Source organism: Anaerolineales bacterium, from assembly GCA_022866145.1.
Taxonomy (GTDB): Bacteria; Chloroflexota; Anaerolineae; order Anaerolineales; family E44-bin32; genus PFL42.
In genome coordinates, this window is the sequence record JALHUE010000250.1 from 1 (window position 1) to 4013 (window position 4013).

General features: G+C 65.3%; 4 protein-coding genes. 1 reads left to right on the forward strand and 3 read right to left on the reverse strand.

All coding sequences use genetic code 11. The features are described 5' to 3' along the window. Nucleotides 1-190, forward strand: a 190-nt coding sequence (locus tag MUO23_07875; GenBank protein ID MCJ7512873.1) for a hypothetical protein, incomplete at its 5' end; no start/stop codon positions are given. Nucleotides 191-648: 458 nt separating this feature from the next. Here the strand turns inward: MUO23_07875 and MUO23_07880 are convergent. From MUO23_07880 to MUO23_07890, 3 genes are all read right to left on the reverse strand, one after another. Continuing rightward, nucleotides 649-840, reverse strand: a complete 192-nt coding sequence (locus MUO23_07880) for a hypothetical protein (protein MCJ7512874.1) — start codon at nt 838-840, stop codon at nt 649-651. Then, the gene (gene argH / locus MUO23_07885) at nt 837-2207 is read right to left on the reverse strand and encodes an argininosuccinate lyase (protein MCJ7512875.1); all 1371 of its coding nucleotides are present in this window, start codon (nt 2205-2207) and stop codon (nt 837-839) included. Before argH ends, MUO23_07880 begins: the two co-directional genes overlap by 4 nt. 69 nt (nt 2208-2276) lie before the next feature. Next, nucleotides 2277-3539 carry an argininosuccinate synthase gene (locus MUO23_07890; GenBank protein ID MCJ7512876.1) on the reverse strand — a complete coding sequence of 421 codons (1263 nt, stop codon included), beginning with the start codon at nt 3537-3539 and terminating at the stop codon, nt 2277-2279. Nucleotides 3540-4013 lie beyond the last annotated feature (474 nt).

Sequence of the window (4013 nt, forward strand, 5' to 3'; positions counted from 1 at the left end):
TGATCCGTTCGGCCTCCACTCTGAGCATCCGCCCATCCAGGCAAGTCCATATGAGAAGTGGCCCAAGTGCTATGAGACCTTCACCACAGGAGCATCCACTACGGATGAGGCCAAGTCCTATCTGACATTCACTCTGGCCGTTTACCCAAACGCCTGCAGGGATATCCCTCCAACGGAGGGAGGCTTCTAAGGCAAGAGGGCGATGGCCGGGAGGAGCCCACATTTCTCTCGGCCATCAGCGATCGCTGCGGCGATGGCTGGCGACCCAATTGCCCTGCGCCCAAACCTGCGGGACGTGTCGACACGCCAGCTTATCGGGAAGCCGCTCACGGGGCATTCTGGCTGGATAACCAGCGTGGCCTTCAACCTCCTTGAAGCCGCAAGACCGGTCGCATCAGGTAGTGTGGACTGGAACACCATCCTGTTGGACGCGGCAAAGGAGCGGCCCACGAAACCTATCCAACGCAGCGCTCCCGCCTCGCGGCGCGAGCGCTGATTCATCCCAAGGGATCGCGATGGAGGAAACCCCACAACGATCTTGCTCGGAGAGGGGCCGGGCTCCCCGTGGCCTGCCGCTCAGCCTTGCCTGGCATCGCCTCGCGGCGCGGTCTTCCCGGGAAACCCTTCGACCTGGCCTTCCAGCAAGGGCTACCCTTTCTCATTCCGGCACGTGCAGTGGAGCCGCACCCAATTGTGGTCCTCGTCGAGCTCGACAACCGTCCCCTCGGCCGTGATCGTCTCGCCGGGATAGACCGGCGCCAGGAAGCGAAAGTCCATGCGCGTCGCCATGAAGCCCCACAGTCCCCCGAGGTGGGTCAGCATGCTGGCCAGCGAGCTCATCCCGCCCGCCCTTTCCCATGTTCCTTGATCCGGGCGCGCGCGGCTTCCAGCTGCACTTCCAGGGCGCGGTGGCCCGTGCCACCCACGCTGTCTCGGCGATCAAGAACGACCTGGACATCGAATAGAGCGTTCATATCCCCTGCGAAGAGCGGGCTGGCCGAAGCCCATTCCTCCGGGGACAATTCGTCCAGACTCACCCCTCTCGCTTCGGCCAGGCGGACCGCCATCCCCACTGCCGCGTGGGCCTGGCGGAAAGGCAGGCCCTTGGCCACCAGGTGGTCTGCCAGGTCGACGGCGTACACCTCGGGCGTGATGGCTGCGGCCAGCCTTTCCGGGTCGACCCGCATCGACCGTATCACCCCGGTCACCACGGGAAGCGCCGCCATGAGAGTATCCATGGCATCGAACGCCGGCTCCTTGTCCTCCTGCAGGTCCTTGTCATAGGCCGAGGGGAGGCCCTTGAGCGTCGACAGCAATCCGGCCAGATGACCGATGAGCCTGCCGGTCTTGCCTCGCGTCAACTCGAGGGGATCGGGGTTGCGCTTCTGCGGCATCAGGCTCGATCCGGTGGTGAACGACTCATCGAGCTCGACGAATCCGAACTCGTGCGTGCTGAACAAGATCAGTTGCTCCGCCAGCCGGCTCAGGTGCACGCCCAGCAGCGCGCAGTCGAACAGGAAGACGGCGACAAAATCGCGATCGGCGACCGCGTCCAGGCTGTTGGGCGAGACCCCAGAGAAGCCCAGCTCGCCCGCCAGGTCGGCCCGGTCGACCGGGACGGATGTGCCCGCCAGCGCGCCCGAACCCAACGGAAGGACCGACGCCGTCCCAGCGCACTCAACCAGCCGCTGCAGGTCCCGATCGAGCGGCCAGAAATGGCACAACACCCAGTGGCCCCAGGTGATGGGCTGGGCCTGGCGCAGGTGGGTGTACCCGGGCATCGGCGCGTGCAGATTCGCCGCCGCACAACCCACCAACGCCTGCTGCAAGGCGAGAACCTCGGCCGACAGTGAGGCGCAGGCGCCCATCACCCACAGTCGGAAGTCGGTGACCACCTGATCGTTGCGGCTCCGGCCGGTGTGCAGCTTCCCCGCAACGGGACCGATCAACTCGGTTAGTCGACGCTCCACGGCGCTGTGGATATCCTCGTCGGAGCTATCCGAGGGGAATGTACCGCCGGCGAACTCGTCCCGGATTGCCGCCAGTCCCGACCGGAGGTTCGTCTCCTCTTCCTCATTCAAGATGCCGGCCCGGCGGAGCGCCGATGCCCAGGCCATGCTGCCGCGGATGTCCTCCTCCGCCAGGCGGCAGTCGAAGGGATAACTGGCGTTGAACCGTTCCACCCGCGGATCGGTCGGCTTGGACATCCTCCCGCCCCACATCTTCATCGTTCGCCTCCGTCGTTCGGGGTGACCCGACACCCGCCACGGGCCGAGTCAGTCACGTTGGATCTCCGTCGGCTTGACCGCGGCGTAACGGGTTCGCCCGGATTCGGTCTGTTCCCGCATCGCCCTCACCTTCATCGGCAGCCCGAACAGATTGATGAATCCTTCGGCATCGCGCTGGTTGTAGACCTCGTCCTGCCCGAAGGTGGCAAAGTCCTCACGGTACAGGCTCTCGGTCGAGGCGCGTCCGATCACGGTGACATTGCCCTTGTAGAGCTTCACCCGTACCCAGCCCGTCACGGTCTTCTGCGTCTCGGCGATGAAGGCCTGCATCGACTCCCGCAGCGTAGTGAACCACTTGCCGTAGTAGACCAGCTCGGCATAGTCGAGCGCCACGTGCTCCTTGTAATGGGCGACATCGCGGTCCAGACACAGGCTCTCCAGCTCGCGATGGGCGAGGAACAGGATCGTCCCCCCTGGCGTCTCGTACACCCCGCGTGACTTCATCCCCACCAGCCGATTCTCCACCAGGTCCACGCGCCCGATGCCATGGCGAGCTCCCAGGACGTTGGCCGCCTCCACCAGATCGGCGGGTGCCAACTCCTGTCCGTTGAGCGACACCGGGATGCCCTTCGCGAAGCCGATCTCGACCTCCTCGGCGTGCTCGGGAGCCTTGTCCGGCGCCGCTGTCCACTGGAACATGTCCTCCTCCGGCGGCTGCGCAGGATTCTCCAGGGGCCCACCTTCGTGTGAAAGGTGCCACAGATTGCGGTCACGGCTGTAGATGGAGCGCAGGGTTGCACTGACGGGCACCCGATGCGCTTCGGCGTAGGCCAGCGCATCCTCCCGCGAGCGAATGGCCCACTGCCGCCACGGGGCGATCACCTTCAGCGCCGGATTGAGGGCCTTGTAGGTCAGTTCGAATCGGACCTGATCATTCCCCTTTCCGGTGCAGCCGTGGGCGACCGCGTCCGCCCCCTCCTCCTCCGCCACGCTCACCTGCCACTTGGCAATGAGGGGGCGGGCGATCGAGGTACCTAACAAGTACTTGCCTTCGTAGACCGCGCCCGCCTGGAGCATGGCGAACAGGAAGTCGGTGGCGAACTCCTGCCGGAGGTCCTTCAGAACCAACTTGGAGGCGCCGCTGGCTAGCGCCTTAGCCTCCAATCCCGACAGCTCCTCCCCCTGGCCGATGTCGGCGCAGAAGCAGATGACTTCGCAGCCGAAGTTCTCCTTCAACCAGGGCACGATGATCGAGGTGTCCAGGCCCCCGGAGTAGGCCAGGACCGCCTTGCGGATGGTCGAGTCGGACATGATGCATACCCTCCATTGGCTCCGTGCGTGGCGCCGAGAACGCTAATTGTTCAAGGTTTCCGAGATGTGGACAAATGAAAAGCCCGCCAGACGCTTCACAGGTCTGGCGGGCGGCAGGTCGTCGCTTGAGAGCTCAGGCAGCCGGCCTCGATCGCCAGACGAGCATCTGGCGGGAACGACGGGAGCGAACAGGGATCTTCCGGGTCGAGGGCATGTTGGGACGAGAATACGACAAGTTCACCTCCCAGTCAAGGGCGGATGGGCAGGGGCTGGCAGCCTGCTCGGATTCGGGGCCAAAGCCTGAAGAGGAGAGTGGTGCCGAGCTACTCGCCTAGCCGCGGCACGCGACTCTGCACGCCGAGCAGCGGGAGCACGGCGCAGGCGGCGCAGGCGAGGGCGCCGAGCAGGACACCGGTCAGCTGACCTGCCGCCGGCGGCAGGCCAAGCAGCGCCGCCCCCAACACGGGGCCGACA

Coding starts and splice junctions, on each gene's coding strand:
- MUO23_07880 (MCJ7512874.1), bottom strand. CDS start 840: ATGAGCTCGCTGGCCAGCATGCTGACCCACCTCGGGGGACTGTGGGGC.
- argH (MCJ7512875.1), bottom strand. CDS start 2,207: ATGTCCAAGCCGACCGATCCGCGGGTGGAACGGTTCAACGCCAGTTAT.
- MUO23_07890 (MCJ7512876.1), bottom strand. CDS start 3,539: ATGTCCGACTCGACCATCCGCAAGGCGGTCCTGGCCTACTCCGGGGGC.